Source organism: Lysinibacillus sp. NPDC056959 (genome assembly GCF_042674095.1).
In the GTDB taxonomy this organism is placed as follows: domain Bacteria; phylum Bacillota; class Bacilli; order Bacillales_A; family Planococcaceae; genus Lysinibacillus; species Lysinibacillus zambalensis.
The window spans coordinates 1-12,834 of record NZ_JBHURE010000048.1; the positions used below are offsets into that span (position 1 = coordinate 1).

Annotated in this window: 11 protein-coding genes and 2 pseudogenes; 5 read left to right on the forward strand and 8 right to left on the reverse strand. The window is 35.9% G+C overall.

The features are described from left to right. The first annotated feature begins 588 nt into the window (after window positions 1-588). On the forward strand, window positions 589-1,014 hold the full coding sequence (locus tag ACFTQ7_RS24425) for a hypothetical protein (protein ID WP_386831865.1): 426 nt from the start codon (window positions 589-591) through the stop codon (window positions 1,012-1,014). Between the two features lie 190 nt (window positions 1,015-1,204). Here the strand turns inward: ACFTQ7_RS24425 and ACFTQ7_RS24430 are convergent, their stop codons facing one another. Then, window positions 1,205-1,390: a hypothetical protein gene (locus tag ACFTQ7_RS24430; RefSeq protein WP_386831867.1), complete on the reverse strand. Its 186-nt coding sequence runs from the start codon at window positions 1,388-1,390 to the stop codon at window positions 1,205-1,207. Window positions 1,391-1,469: 79 nt separating this feature from the next. Beyond that, a complete protein-coding gene (locus ACFTQ7_RS24435) occupies window positions 1,470-3,158 on the reverse strand; it encodes a hypothetical protein (RefSeq protein ID WP_349661797.1) in 1,689 nt (562 codons plus the stop codon). 155 nt (window positions 3,159-3,313) lie between these two features. On the opposite strand from ACFTQ7_RS24435, the gene ACFTQ7_RS24440 reads away from it, so the two are divergent. From ACFTQ7_RS24440 to ACFTQ7_RS24450, 3 genes are all read left to right on the forward strand, one after another. Next, window positions 3,314-3,973, forward strand: coding sequence for a lysoplasmalogenase (locus ACFTQ7_RS24440; protein WP_386831869.1), 660 nt, complete (start codon window positions 3,314-3,316; stop codon window positions 3,971-3,973). Window positions 3,974-4,077: 104 nt separating this feature from the next. Then, window positions 4,078-5,307, forward strand: a complete 1,230-nt coding sequence (pepT, locus tag ACFTQ7_RS24445) for a peptidase T (protein ID WP_386831871.1) — start codon at window positions 4,078-4,080, stop codon at window positions 5,305-5,307. A gap of 89 nt (window positions 5,308-5,396) precedes the next feature. After that, the gene (locus tag ACFTQ7_RS24450) at window positions 5,397-6,440 is read left to right on the forward strand and encodes a DMT family transporter (RefSeq protein ID WP_386831873.1); all 1,044 of its coding nucleotides are present in this window, start codon (window positions 5,397-5,399) and stop codon (window positions 6,438-6,440) included. Here the strand turns inward: ACFTQ7_RS24450 and ACFTQ7_RS24455 are convergent. The 3 genes and pseudogenes from ACFTQ7_RS24455 to ACFTQ7_RS24465 all read right to left on the reverse strand — a co-directional run. Next, complete coding sequence (locus ACFTQ7_RS24455; RefSeq protein WP_386831875.1) at window positions 6,412-6,903, reverse strand: GNAT family N-acetyltransferase; 492 nt, start codon at window positions 6,901-6,903, stop codon at window positions 6,412-6,414. The two genes, ACFTQ7_RS24450 and ACFTQ7_RS24455, sit on opposite strands and share 29 nt — an antisense overlap. Before the next feature lie 451 nt (window positions 6,904-7,354). Next, window positions 7,355-7,465 carry a hypothetical protein gene (locus tag ACFTQ7_RS24460; protein WP_386831877.1) on the reverse strand — a complete coding sequence of 37 codons (111 nt, stop codon included), beginning with the start codon at window positions 7,463-7,465 and terminating at the stop codon, window positions 7,355-7,357. A gap of 275 nt (window positions 7,466-7,740) precedes the next feature. Further along, window positions 7,741-7,977, reverse strand: a pseudogene (locus ACFTQ7_RS24465) (DUF4395 family protein); the annotation flags it as partial. A 118-nt stretch (window positions 7,978-8,095) separates the two neighbouring features. On the opposite strand from ACFTQ7_RS24465, the gene ACFTQ7_RS24470 reads away from it, so the two are divergent. Next, window positions 8,096-8,803 carry a Fe-S oxidoreductase gene (locus ACFTQ7_RS24470; protein WP_349661838.1) on the forward strand — a complete coding sequence of 236 codons (708 nt, stop codon included), beginning with the start codon at window positions 8,096-8,098 and terminating at the stop codon, window positions 8,801-8,803. An 89-nt stretch (window positions 8,804-8,892) separates the two neighbouring features. Here ACFTQ7_RS24470 and ACFTQ7_RS24475 read toward each other — a convergent pair. From ACFTQ7_RS24475 to ACFTQ7_RS24485, 3 genes and pseudogenes are all read right to left on the reverse strand, one after another. Beyond that, a pseudogene (locus tag ACFTQ7_RS24475) lies at window positions 8,893-9,413 on the reverse strand (ABC-2 transporter permease). A gap of 77 nt (window positions 9,414-9,490) precedes the next feature. Next, window positions 9,491-11,248 carry an ABC transporter ATP-binding protein gene (locus ACFTQ7_RS24480; RefSeq protein WP_386831879.1) on the reverse strand — a complete coding sequence of 586 codons (1,758 nt, stop codon included), beginning with the start codon at window positions 11,246-11,248 and terminating at the stop codon, window positions 9,491-9,493. A 306-nt stretch (window positions 11,249-11,554) separates the two neighbouring features. Further along, the gene (locus ACFTQ7_RS24485) at window positions 11,555-12,388 is read right to left on the reverse strand and encodes a class I SAM-dependent methyltransferase (protein ID WP_386831881.1); all 834 of its coding nucleotides are present in this window, start codon (window positions 12,386-12,388) and stop codon (window positions 11,555-11,557) included. Between the last annotated feature and the right edge of the window lie 446 nt (window positions 12,389-12,834).

Below are 12,834 nucleotides of genomic sequence, written 5' to 3' on the forward strand. Positions count from 1 at the left end.
GAGCCAGGATCAAACTCTCCATAAAAGAAATTTGATTAGCTCAAATTGTTTTGCTGGCATCATGTTTGATGTCCAAAATTTTGTTTCGTTCACTAGCTCAAGGTTAGCTACTAAAAACTTTATTGATTACGTTTTGCTTGTTCAGTTTTCAAGGTTCATTATGTTACTGTTTTCTCAGCAGCAACTTTTATATAATATCATGCCGCAAACTCGATGTCAACAACTAATTTATTTAATGTAGATGTTGTTTTCAGTAGTTATCTTAACGACTTTTATAATACTACACCCATAATTCAAAAAGGTCAACACTTTTTCTGATAAAATTTTATACTTTTTCATTTCATTAAAAAGCTTCCTATATAATAATTGATTTAATTTCAGTTTAATTCTTAAGCGTTTCAACTAAATCATACTTATTGAAAGGTGATTAAATGAGGAATTACATTGCTTTTTTCACGTTTAGAAGTGAGCGACTTTTTGAAAGAGAAGTTAAATGTAAATATAAATTAAACAAAAAGACTCTTTCCTTTTGATATAATTCCATTAATACTAATAGATGACCACTATGCGGAAAGGAGTTATGTAAAAATGTCCTATATGAACAAAGATCTTGCTCGTACATTAGAACAACAACATAAGCGAAGTGTTAGAGGTTTGTTTTTAAAAATCCAAGACTTAAATAATAATTGTACATTATTAAGAAAACGACTTGAACCACATATCGACTTAGCAGTTTATAAGCATGCTATTGATTACGTCAATCAATTCGTTTCTCATACGACCATCCTCAACTTAAAATTCATTACAAATACACAAAATTTAGAAGTCGTTGTGTTACATACACTTTTATTAACGTATATAGTAGAAAGCGAAAATTCACATACTTTTGAATATGAACATAAATTACTCCAAGGGTATATTCATGAAATATTTGCGTTAAACGATCATGCCAGAGCACTTTATACAAATCACCAGGAAAAGATGCTTCATTATATGGAATCTCAACCAACATAAAAAAGACGATCTTCGTAGCGCATTACTACTAGATCGTCTTTTTTCTTCATTCAGTAGAAGAATCCCACTTTTAAAGGTGATGAGATAGATATGGATATGGTTCCTTTCAAATGGTGCAAAGACACCTACTGAAATAGAGGAACTCAATCTAAGAGCGCCACGTCCTGTGGCAACGACTGAGTGACCAACATCATGTTGGTCCAAAGCCTCCCGCGGATGTCACGAATTTTGAAAGGAATGAATATAAAGTTGTTAGCCTAAAACCTTCGCGTCCTGCGAAAACGGCTAACTGACCTGCATCGGTAAAAACGCCACGTCCTGTGGCATTACCGAAATGACCAACATCGTGTCGGCCCTCGTGCAGGCCTAAGCACAATTCAAAATCCGGACGCATTGTTTATCTGTGCGAAAGCGAAGCGACAGCAACAATTACGCCAAGGCGAAATTGATTTTCTTTATTTATTTTCGTCTATTAAACCTTTTATAATCATTGATCGAACTGGTAAGAACTGCTCTCCTGTATCACCATAAGTGAGAATGACATCATCACCTTCTTGTAAATAAATCGCAAGTGGTTCTGTTTCCGAGCTTACCAAATAATTTTCTCCATTATTAAGTAATAATGATACAACTGTATAGTCACCAAGACGTTCCTTGTATACGCGAAGCACCTTTCCACTTACATTTTTCTCTTCTGCCTGTGAACTTCCTTCTACTGTACTTCCTCCGCGACTTAAGGCTGTTTTATATAATTTCAAAGCCTCTTTAGGAGTTGACGCATAAACGGAAATTTCAGGATTTGCCGCAGATACGATGAAATAATTTTGTAAGAAACCATTTGAATCAAGCACCGCAGTTAGCCAGCTAGCCTCACCGTAAAAGTTATACAACACTGGCATTTCTCCAGACCATTTCTTCTCTATAAATTTCTTCTCAATAATTTGCAAGTTACCTTGTGAATCCATATAAGAAGCATCTAAATTTCCAGTGTAATAAGTTGCTTGACCTGTTCGGGCATTTGTTAACGAATAGCCAAGCATTGAATCGACACCTTCTTTAGGGCTCGTAAAGTCTGTAAAATAATACATATCGCCCTTCTCATCAAAAATTGGGCTAACATTTGCCTCTGTTCCCTCATCTGAAGGAAGTTTCACATCTTTCTTACCAAACTTACTATTCCAAAATCCGTGTACATAGTTACCGAAATAACTATTTTGTAAACTTACTGTCTCTGGAGAAACCGCTCCATCAATAAATTCTGGGACATCCTCCAGCTTGATCACTTCTGACTTTCCTGATAGCGCATCTACAAGCACGATCCCTTTTACGTCGAAGCCATTACGTGCTGAAATAAATTCACCATATGAACGGATATAATATGGCTTACCTTCATCATCTATTTCAAGTTGAACATCTCCGCTAAAAATAAGGAATGGATGTTGTAAACGTATATGACGCTCTAAATTTGAGTTTAAATAAGCAGACGGTACATACTTCATTTCCTGCTCAACAAATTTAGGATTATCCGCTGAATCCGTTGCACTCATTATAAAGTAACCAGGAGTCGTTCCTCCATTGAACCATTTAAAGAAACCAGAGAACTCAACTGGTGCTATATAAACATACTCGCCATTCACTTTTTGAATTTGTAAGCGCCCTAACTCGTAATAACTAGTATTCGGTACTTGCCCGAACGCTTTTTTCATCTTATTACGTGCAAATTTAGGAGGCACACTAGCTGGGGTTTGTGTTTCATCGAATGGTTTTATTTCAACCTTTTCCTTCATTTCAGCTGATTCAAATTTTTCATTCGCGTTCCATAAAGGTGCGGATAATACAAACACCGCAACAACTAAACTAGCTAAAAATAAAACACCCTTTATTTTTCTTTCGATACCACTTGCAAGAAGCGCCCCGCCTAATGTTAATAAAATAATAGCAGGCCAAAAAGCAAGCCAGTTTACATCCATTTTTGTCACATAAACTGTTATGCTAGTAGCTAAAAATCCTAGTACAAATACACCTATAAAGAAGTATCCAATTACCTTTTTAGATCCATCTTCTCGCTTTTTCGTTATAAGCGGTGTTAATAAAACACTCGCGATTAATCCAATCACTGCCGAAGCTATTAATAGCTTGGTCATTTCGTTCACCCTCTCTTATCTACTGTCCACTTATTTACGGCTACATACTAAAAAAGTTTCATTCATACGATGAGTATAGAAACCCCTTTGTAGATTTCCTTTACAAAAGAATAAAGGAAATTCTGACATAGATAAAGAATTTCAAAGAAAAGGAGATGAGAAATTTGTCTAAAAAAATTTTATTAACATGTATTATTTTGTTTGGTCTTTATTATATTTTTTTCTTTTCCCATATTACAGAAAGCTTGATACTTATCTTTAAAGTCATACCAATGCTGTTAATCATTATTTTAGCGGCTTTACCCAAAAATTCAGGTGTTAAAAAGTATCAATTACTGATTGTTATCGGACTTGTATTTTGTATGATCGGTGATTATACGCTACAGTGGTTTCTAATTGGGCTATCAAGCTTCTTAATCGGGCATATTTTTTATATTTTCGCCTTCTTATCTACTAATGAACGACAAGTACCTACTTGGGTGAAGATTGTCTTACTCGTTTATGGGGTAAGTATGGCTGTGTGGATTGCAGGTACGGTGTTTTCATCAGGAGAAGTCGTGCTTGGTATCGCGGTCATTGCCTATATTTCGGTCATATTAACGATGGGTTGGACTGCGATTCGAACAGGTTCTAAATTTGCAACGATTGGGGCTCTGCTATTTATCTCATCAGATTCCTATTTAGCTATTAACAAGTTTGTTATGCCCTTACCATTTTCACACGAGGTAATTATGTTGACCTATTACGGTGCCCAAATACTAATTGCGTTAAGCATTCTTCAATATTCCGAAATCCGAAGTAAAGTGTTACAATAATATCAATTATGCCTCGGTATAATTCCGTGACATTTACCAGAGGCTAGCGGATGTTTGGACACCCGCTGAAAGAAGTTAAACATACACACTAGGAGGCCATACTTATGAAAGAACAAGTAATCGAGCGTTTAATTCGTTATGCAAAAATTGATACACAATCTGATTTCACAAGCGAAACAACTCCTTCAACTCAAAAGCAATTTGACTTATTGCATGTACTAAAAGATGAACTAGCTGCAATAGGCTTAACTGATATTACATTAGATGAAAATGGTTATTTATTTGCGACACTCGAAGCAAATACAGATAAAAATGTGCCTACTATTGGTTTTCTAGCACACGTGGACACTACAACAGATTTCACTGGTACAAACGTTAATCCACAGCGCATTAACAATTATGATGGTGATACGATCCAGCTAAATGAAAATCTAGCGATGTCGCCAGCAGATTTCCCTGAGCTTAAAAATTATGTAGGTCAAACGTTAATTACAACGGATGGTACGACATTATTAGGCGCTGACGATAAAGCTGGTATCGCAGAAATTATGACTGCCATGGAGTACCTAGTAAAAAATCCTTCTATTAAACACGGTAAATTACGTGTAGCGTTTACGCCTGACGAAGAAATTGGTCGCGGGCCTCATAAATTTGATGTAGCTGCCTTTGGAGCAGACTATGCTTATACGATGGATGGCGGACCACTTGGCGAGCTACAATACGAAAGCTTTAACGCAGCAGGTGTAAAGGTTGTGACAAAAGGTACGAGTGTACACCCTGGTTCTGCTAAAAATAAAATGGTCAATGCTATCACAATGGCGATCGCCTTCCAAAATGAAATGCCTACCGATGCCGTGCCAGAAAAAACGGACGGCTATGAGGGCTTTATTCACTTAATGGGCTTTAACGGTGCGATTGAACATACTGAGCTTTCTTATATCGTCCGTGATCATGACCGTCAAAAATTCGAGGCGAAAAAACAATTAATGCTTGAGGCTGCAGCAAAAATTAAAGCGCAATATGGCGAAGACGCTTTAAGCATTACAATAGAAGATCAATATTTTAATATGGGTGAAAAAATTGAACCTGTAAAAGAAATCGTTGACGTTGCACGCACAGCAATGGAAAAGTTAGATATTACTCCGATTACATTACCAATCCGTGGCGGTACTGATGGTTCACAGCTTTCTTACATGGGCTTACCAACACCAAACATTTTTGCAGGCGGCGAAAATATGCACGGTAAATTCGAATATGTATCTGCGGAAACAATGGAAAAAGCAACACAAGTTATTATTGAAATCGTACAGCTCTTTGAACAACAAGGAAAATAGTAACGAAGAAGGGTTTACCCCTTCTTCATAATTTTTATAAACAGGTGACTGAATTTTCAAATTACATAAAGGACTTTGAGGTGACTGTAATGAAAGAAATTGCATTAGGCATTTTAGCCTCACTTTTTTTTGCCGTTACGTTTATATTGAATCATGCAATGGAAATGCAGGGCGGTAGCTGGCTATGGAGCGCATCCCTACGCTATTTCTTTATGCTACCGTTTTTACTGGCAATCGTCTTCTATAGAAAAGGCTTTTCTCAACTATCAGGTGAAATGAAAGCACAGCCTGCTGGTTGGCTTCTTTGGAGCTTTATTGGGTTCGTATTGTTCTATGCCCCACTGACATTTGCAGCAGCATTCGGTCCAGGATGGCTCGTTTCCGGAACGTGGCAATTTACAATTGTCGCTGGCGTATTACTCGCTCCCCTATTTGTTTCAGTAGTGGCCGGGAAAACAGTACGTCAAAAAATACCACTTATTTCATTACTAATTTCATGTGTCATTTTAGTCGGCATTTTACTTATCCAAGTACCACAGGCACAATCTGTTCCATTTAAAAGCTTAATGCTTGGCATTTTACCTGTTGTTATCGCTGCTTTTGCGTACCCTCTCGGCAATCGCAAAATGATGGAAATCTGCGGCGGACGTATCGATACATATCAACGAGTTCTTGGGATGACTATCGCCTCCATGCCCGCATGGATCATTTTAGCCATTTATGCAATGGCAACGGTAGGGCTCCCTTCAAGCAGCCAAGTCATACAATCATTACTTGTAGGTATAAGCTCTGGTGTCATCGCCACTACTTTATTTTTCATTGCGACTGACCGCGTTCGCAATCATCAAGGCAAGCTCGCAGCAGTCGAAGCAACACAATCAACTGAAATACTCTTTGTCATTATTGGTGAAGTATTGTTGCTCGGCATCGCATTCCCAAATCCAATTGCTCTCACGGGTCTAGGTGTCATCATTGTTGGCATGCTATTACATAGCTACTATACGATGTTACTAGGAAAAAAGAGTGCTGTTCCTAGTAGTAGTTCTACTGAAAGATTGGAAATTTTAAAAAGTACATTACTAAATGTAGTGTACTTTTTTTATTCTAAAGACACTTATATATCATTGTTTTAGATGTTCCTACTATTTCATAATCTTTAAAGCCTAGTTTTTGATACATATTAATGGCCGTGTCATTTTCGAGGTCTACACTAAGTGAAATGGTATTGTATCCTTCATCCTTTGCTTGTTGAATTATTTTATGCATCAGTAAAGTTCCCACCCCTCTTCCTCTTACTTCTTTCGAAACAGCCATTCCTATTTCTGGCGTATTGCCATCAATATAACCATAGCTTTTATTATTGTCATTAAACAACCTATACCAGACTGCACCAACGGATTTATTTTCTGCGTCAACAGCAATCAACACTTTATCTCCCTTTCTCCCCCAACCTTCATGATATTTTCTTATGCCAGATGCGTTGAGCAAAGCTTCTTTTGATGGTTTATTCTCAGCAATATGAATAGACTCATATAACATATCTAAAAAGAACTCAAACTCGTTTTTATCTCCTTCGAAGTTTCTAATATAAAGCATAAAATAATCACCCCTTTTTATTAAGGTATATTATATATTAAATTGTAATTTTTGGTATAATTATTAGAAGTTAAATGTACATTAGGGGTGAGTTCATTTTTAAAGGAATACTTTGAAGATTTATCGGAACATAATCTCATTTTATCGGAACAATTTCAGCTTTTATCGGAATAATATCGGTTTCGATCAAAAAAAGACGACTCAGTCACAATGGAATGAGTCGTCGAGAGATTTTACGTTCCCAAAAAATGAGGGGGGTTTTAGGAGCGCTTTATCATGAACTAGCAAACTTCTGGAGAAAAGTAGCTAAAGTTCATCCTCTCTACACTGTATTGTAGACGAGGAATAATCTTTATACGATAATGATAATCATTATCAATTATAAAGTCAACAGTAATCTGAAAATTTATTAAAGTTTTTTTTAATTTCTTTCTTCCGAAAGAAATTTATGTCACAATGCCTTCTTCAGTGAACGACGATATTGCCATTGCTTTAGCTGAAAATGTAGAAAACAACCTATACAAAAGCCTGCAATTGCTATCGATGAAGCTACAGCAACCATTCCCGTAAAGATATAGCCAACTACCTGCCATTAAGCCAGTAACCTAAAATTCCACCTGCTAAACATAAGCTCGCAATGCTGGAAATCAATTATGCCTCGGCATAATTGCGTCCGGAATCGGCTTTGTGCTTGCACAAAGAACTCCTTTCCGATTTCCGTGACATCCGCCGGAGGCTTTAGCTTCTTTCAGCGGATGTTTGGATACCCGCTGAAAAGTAACTTAAACCCACATTCATCTCGCCACCTATAGAGGTAGTTGGCTTCGGCTGAAAGAAGTTAAATTTTTGCTGCTGCGCATCCTCTGGTATATATGTAGATAGCGCTTTTTTTAGAAACAGCTTCCCTACTCGAATAATAGGATTAAAATTGCATAAAACACCAAGTAAATTTGCTATTAATGGAATTGCTAAAATCCAAAAGACGCCTGATATCCACGTTAGAATGACGCTTACAAAAATCGTCCATTGATTGAGTCGAACGAGCGGCCTTGGAATTGCATGAGGCTGTGACATTCAAAAACCCACCTTTCAGATATGTTTAATGCATTTTACTATATTGCAATCCATTTGTGAAGCAAAAATGATTAATTTATAATAAACGTAATGATGATTGAAAGAAAAGGTGATGACCATGCCAGCATTAACGATGGATCAAGTTCGACAATTGAATTCCTATAGCATTTATACGACAGAACCAAAGCGGACATTATTTACATTAGCTGATATACATAAGGACTTTTACCATCCTGATTTTTTAAACCTGATGATGGGTATTACAGATGCAGCAACGGAGACAGCCGCTATTTCTCACTTTGCACGCCGCTATGGTATGTTTTTTGCTATGCAACTTTACATGCTCGCCGCCTATGATGAGGTGTGGAACGGTAAACCGATCGAGCTTCGTTTTGATGCAGCAAAAGAATTCGACAGTTTTACAGTTGCCATGTTTGTTAACCCAAACGATTGGCGCTATGTCGAGGAGGAAGAACGTCAAGCCGTTATTGAGAAGATTCTATATGATGGGCACGTTATCGTTCAGCAGCTTCGTAAAGTAACATCTATTTCCCCTCTCACTATTTGGGAAAACTTCTTTGGATATTTACTTTGGCACTATCATATATTGCTTTCTAATCCCGGTCTTGCTGATCAAGCGATGGAGGATATTGAAACTTTAGAGGACCCTAAAACATGGGCTCGTTTCTCCAACAAATCTTGGTGGGCCCAATATACGGGAGGTCAAAGCCCCACTAATTTAGTGAACGTCCCAGTACGAAAATCATGTTGTTTTTCTAAAGACATCCCTGGTTTAATGGCTTGTGGCTTTTGTCCGATGAAATAATAATCTCCTTAACATTATGAAGCCATACCTCTCACAACGAGTAAAAGGGATGGCTGCATAATGTTAAAAAACAGCATAAAAATTGCAAACTAAAATTCTTTCTTATGATATATAAATGTAGCAATGAAAAAGGGATGTTATAAATATAATTTGGACGGATAAAGATGAAGATACATCTATATTTAAATTTGACTGTGGCTCTATTAGATAGATAATGAAACTTTGTATTCCAACAGAAGCTATAATTCCCCCAGCTGAACTCCCGATTATTATAGAATCAGATTTTTCTGCCCCCAAAACATACATGAGTGGAAAAACAAACGCTCCGACAAAAAGGGCTATAAAAGTAAAATTAGAAATAGTGACTTTGTACAATATTAGTTCTAGTAACTGGTAAAGTAGGTACATACTTATCATAACCAGATTTACCCTCATGTTTTATAACTTCAAGTGCAGGCATCGCCACAAAGGCAATTATCACAGCAGCATAACGGTACATGGATGTATCTCCAAAATAAAAAAGTAATCCGATGCCCAAAAGTGCTATCCCTGTGTACATAAACAAACTTCGATAAACTAGGTAATAGTTTGTCAATAATAAACCTCTCATTTATTCATCACTCCTTGTCTCGACAGTGTCACTCGAACAGTGAGCTATTACGCACTCTTTACTTTTTCAATCAAATTTTATGTCAAAGCCACATTAAAGTCGTTAGAAATTTTTTGCTGATCGACTAATTTTTTGTATAATTGATTTGTTTTGTATAGCTCATAATGTGAACCATTGTCTGATACTTTACCGTCCTGTATGACGACAATACAATCTGCATCCATAACAGTTGAAAGACGGTGTGCAATAATTATAGTAGTTCTATCTTTCATTAAATTATTTAAGGCTTCTTGAACGAGTGCCTCAGATTGTCCATCCAAATGAGCGGTAGCTTCATCTAATAGTAAAATTTCTGGATCTCTTATAATAGCTCTAGCTATTGCTATTCTTTGTTTTTGTCCACCTGATAAACGGATCCCTCTTTCACCAACTTCCGTATCTAAGCCTTGAGGTAGTGAGGAAATAAAAGAATTTAAATTGGCCCTTTCTAGTGCATTTAAAATATAGAAATCACTTATCTCACTCTTTGTACCATATACTAAATTGCTCCTAATACTCCCTTCCATAATGGGTGTATCTTGGCTAACATACGCAATTTTTTCTCTCCATTTATTTAAATGATAGGAATATATGGACTTTCCATCATGGAAAATATCCCCGCCCTCTGGAGTGTAAAATCTCTCAAGCAAAGAAAATAAAGTAGTTTTTCCTGTTCCACTTTCACCTACAATCGCCGTTTTTTGACCTTCTTTAGCTGTAAAGTTTATATTAGTTAATATTTCTCTTTCTTCATTATATGAAAATCTAACATTAGAGAATGTAATTCCAACTTCACTTTCTTTTTGGGCATTGTCTTTGTTTGATATAATACTTTCTTCAAGTTCCTCTTCTAATAATGAATTAACACGTTCTGCTGCTCCCATCGCTCTTTGGAATTGAGTGAAAAATTGAGCCATTGATGTTGCTGGAGTCATAATTTGGAATAGGTAAAACACTATAGCTACTAGTGCTCCTGTCGACAAAGAACCCGTCGCAACTTGGTAGCCTCCATAACCAAATATGCAGACCAATACCATAAGGACTGTTGTTGTAATAAGAGGTGATACCATTGCACTTATCTTTCCAGATTCTAAGCCATAACTATACAGTCTTCTTGCGCGTTTACCTCCTTTAACTGCTTCTTCATCTTCAGCTACTGAAAGCTTTACTAAACGAATATCACTTAACACCCTACCAAGATCTCCTTGGAACGATGCAGTTTCACTTTGTAAATTTCTTGAAACACCATACATCTTTTTACCAATTGGACTTAGAACCAAAAATGCTAAAGGAAAAACAAGAAGAAAAATAAGAGCGATTGACCAATCAATAAGAAACAGAATAATCAGAGAACCTACAATAGAAATTAGGCCGGTAATGAATGGAATCAACTGATCTACCAAAAAGCTTTTCATTACATTAGTATCATTTGTAATTCTACTCATAATTTCTCCTGAATTATTGGCATCATAAAATTTCACCGGAAACTTTACTACTCTTTTCCATAAATCTTCTCTTAGGCGTACAATTATTTTCTCCCCAATATAAATCATCATATAAAGAGAAATACCAGAAAGTGAAACTTGCAAAATAAAAACAAGAATCAAGCCTAATACAATAAATATATTAAATTCATTAACAACTAATAAATCAACAAGATTCATAGCAATCAATGGAACTACAAGTGATAGACCAGTTTGAATTATTGATAGTGTGAATGCTATGCTAAGTAGCCACCAAGGTGGTCTGTATTTATTTAAAATATCTATGAATTGCTTTACAGATAGTGTTTTCATGGTTAGATTATCCTTTTCTTTACAGTTTTTTTATGTCGCTTATTAAACTTCTATATTACATATGTAACAATTTTACACGTTCATAAATTACTGATTTAGTCATAACAACCTTTTTATTTTAGGATTCAGTGTTAGCCATACAGGTTGAATTCCCTTATGGCTAACAGCCCTTCTGAATCCTAATTAATCTAATTCTTAAGGGTACTCGTTTAAGGTGTAAGTGTACTAGTTGAAGCCTACTTTGTAGTTTTAGCTGCGACAAAATTGTCTTCTTGATCATGTTTTTTTGTAACCCTAACTATTTCTTTATTTCTTCTTTAAAACTACAGCAAAAAATTCACATTTGCTTTCGTAATCCCCACCATTAACATCTGCGTACACCTTTTCTAGGGTAAATCCTGCTTCATTAACTTCTTTTTCTAAATCTTCAATGCCGAAATATTGATTCCAGTAATGGTAATTCACTAACTCGCCATCACCAAAAACTAGAACACTCTTTTGCAAAGTAACTTTATTAGGGTATTTCATTGACGCGTACAAGCCTAAATGTTTCTTATCTGATAGCGGGTTATCTTTTCTAGATAGACCCCACATTAGATTTTGTTCGAATTTCTCAAAACTAGTTTCTGATAACACATCTAACAGAACTAATCCTCCTGGTTTTAAACCACGGTGGATATTGTTAAGTATTTTTTTTCTATCCTCTGGGCTAAAGACACTATAAAGCTGATAAATCATTAGAGCTAAATCAAACTCATTATCAATCTCAAAGTCTGTAATATCTTCAACCTTATAATCTATTGATAAATTCTTTAGTTTCGCTTCCCTAGTGGCATAATCAATTGAGTTTTTGTTAAAATCTACACCAACAACGGAGTATCCTTTCGTTGCTAATTTTTGAGAATAGAGCCCTGGCCCACAGCCTAAATCAATAACTTTTCTATACTTCTCTACTGGTGCAACTTTATTAATAAAATCAACAGTTTCATCAATAAAACTACTCTCCCTACTACCCCCAGGTAAATTCTCATCTAAATGAGATTTCAAAACAAAATCAGCTCTATCTGGATCAAGCCAGATTTCTTTTGTTCCTGGCTCAAACGGCTCAGGATTTTTCGCTATTTCTAGTAAGTTTTCCATTTTTTAGACCCCTATTGATTGATTTTTTTATGATTTTCGATTATAATATAGCAATTCCTGTTTGTTTAGTTTGAAGTTCAACTAAACAAACAGGAGTTAATTAGTATTTGTAATTTGATACCGAAAAACAAATACGGTGTTCATCTTTTTCACTTCAGATAAATCCTATGTAAATAAATGAGGATTCATTTATTTAGCAATGATTACTCGCTGTAGAAGTAAATATAAGTTGAAGTTATTATTTCAGAAACTATTAACTGTTATCTTTACACCTGTAAGCTCGCATGAGCTAGAGAATGAGACCCCGCAAGAAGTACGAGAAACTAACCTTTTTAGGGAGACTCATGTAAATTAGCATTTTAAACTAAATGACGAGAAAACAGTGGCTGTTGTTGTTACTGTAACTGTTGTAGGTGTGATTTCTACTGCATGACCTTTACCATCAA

What these genes read in the sequence shown, in the direction of transcription:
- ACFTQ7_RS24425 (WP_386831865.1), top strand. Translation starts at nt 589, where the DNA reads ATGTCCTATATGAACAAAGATCTTGCTCGTACATTAGAACAACAACAT.
- ACFTQ7_RS24440 (WP_386831869.1), top strand. Translation starts at nt 3,314, where the DNA reads ATGAGAAATTTGTCTAAAAAAATTTTATTAACATGTATTATTTTGTTT.
- ACFTQ7_RS24450 (WP_386831873.1), top strand. Translation starts at nt 5,397, where the DNA reads ATGAAAGAAATTGCATTAGGCATTTTAGCCTCACTTTTTTTTGCCGTT.
- pepT (WP_386831871.1), top strand. Translation starts at nt 4,078, where the DNA reads ATGAAAGAACAAGTAATCGAGCGTTTAATTCGTTATGCAAAAATTGAT.
- ACFTQ7_RS24470 (WP_349661838.1), top strand. Translation starts at nt 8,096, where the DNA reads ATGCCAGCATTAACGATGGATCAAGTTCGACAATTGAATTCCTATAGC.
- ACFTQ7_RS24455 (WP_386831875.1), bottom strand. Translation starts at nt 6,903, where the DNA reads ATGCTTTATATTAGAAACTTCGAAGGAGATAAAAACGAGTTTGAGTTC.
- ACFTQ7_RS24485 (WP_386831881.1), bottom strand. Translation starts at nt 12,388, where the DNA reads ATGGAAAACTTACTAGAAATAGCGAAAAATCCTGAGCCGTTTGAGCCA.
- ACFTQ7_RS24460 (WP_386831877.1), bottom strand. Translation starts at nt 7,465, where the DNA reads ATGGTTGCTGTAGCTTCATCGATAGCAATTGCAGGCTTTTGTATAGGT.
- ACFTQ7_RS24435 (WP_349661797.1), bottom strand. Translation starts at nt 3,158, where the DNA reads ATGACCAAGCTATTAATAGCTTCGGCAGTGATTGGATTAATCGCGAGT.
- ACFTQ7_RS24480 (WP_386831879.1), bottom strand. Translation starts at nt 11,248, where the DNA reads ATGAAAACACTATCTGTAAAGCAATTCATAGATATTTTAAATAAATAC.